General features: G+C 45.3%; 1 protein-coding gene. It reads left to right on the top strand.

Annotated features, from left to right (window positions below):
- Nucleotides 1–1,293 (top strand): hypothetical protein (locus tag QUA44_RS30520; protein WP_333257667.1); only part of this gene is annotated, 1,293 nt, incomplete at its 5' end.
- Between the last annotated feature and the right edge of the window lie 24 nt (nucleotides 1,294–1,317).

Genomic DNA, 1,317 nt, shown 5'->3' with positions numbered 1-1,317 from the left:
CTGACAGGTGTAGGTTTTTTACGAGGGGGTAGTATAAAATCAATTAAACCAGGCGAAAATAAGGGTGATTCAACGAAACACGTGGCTGCGGGAAAAACCTCAATGCTGAAAAATAAGCATCTCTTGGATTGGTCATGTATTGTCTCCAAACAAATGGCTCACCTGTCAATACCTCAAGCGATTGGGTTAGCGACTTGGAGTTTTGGCGTAGTGATGACCAAATCCAGCAGTTTAACCCAAGTTTCGCAGTTGATCGCTGACATTAACGAAGAAAAGCCGAATACAGTCCGTCAGCGATTAAAAGAATGGTATCAAGAAGCCCCAGCTAAAAAAGGACTTCATCGTCGTGATTTCGATGTGAGTAGTTGTTTTGCTCCATTACTGTTGTGGGTGCTAAGTTTACTGCCAAAAAATGTTGAGGACATTGCCTTGGCATTGGATGCCACTAGCATCGGGGATAAATTTACAGTTCTATCGATGAACATCTTATTGGGTGGGTCGGGAATTCCTATAGCTTGGTGTATTGTCAGAGCCACAGAGCCCGGAAGTTGGAAACCTCATTGGCAAAAACTGATTTCTCGGGTTCAAGGTGTGATTCCCACTAACTTTAGGGTGATCGTTGCGGCTGACCGAGGATTGTATGCTGATTGGCTTTATCAATTTATTGAAAGTGTAGGCTGGCATCCATTTCTACGTATCAACCATCAAGGAACTTATCGTCTGCCATCTCAACAGACATGGCAGCCACTGGCACATCTGGTTTGTCAAGGTGGACAATCATGGTCTGGGGAGGTGCTTTGCTTTAAAACTAACCCTCTGTCTTGTACACTGCTAGCTCGTTGGGATTTAGGCTACAAGGACCCGTGGTTGATTCTGACAGACCTCAAACCGGAGGAAGCAAACGTTCTCTGGTATGGACTACGTTCTTGTACCGAATGTGTTTACCGCGATCTCAAATCTGATGGTTGGCAATGGCAGAATACCCGTTTACTCGATCCACAACGAGCCGAACGAATGTGGTTAGTGCTGGCTGTTGCCACTTTATGGATGGTGATACTTGGTGGTGCTGCCGAACATCCATCGCCTACCTCCAATCTTGAACAACTTCCCCCTGGACATATTGCCAACAGTCAGCCCATGACCATGAAAAAACAGCGTCGGCTTTCTTGCTTTGTCCTTGGTTTGCTGACCCTGATGGCTGATTTACTCAAGAATCGAACGATTCATCTTGAGCGTTGGAGCTCTTTCCCTGATACCCCTGTAGATGAATTTTATGCCTGTAATTCCTCCTAATTGTAAAAAACCTACACCTGTCAG

This window comes from Microcoleus sp. N9_A2 (assembly GCF_036701775.1).
GTDB lineage: Bacteria > Cyanobacteriota > Cyanobacteriia > Cyanobacteriales > Microcoleaceae > Microcoleus.
Note: the sequence above shows the minus strand (reverse complement) of the source record. Positions and strands in the feature narration are given on the sequence as shown.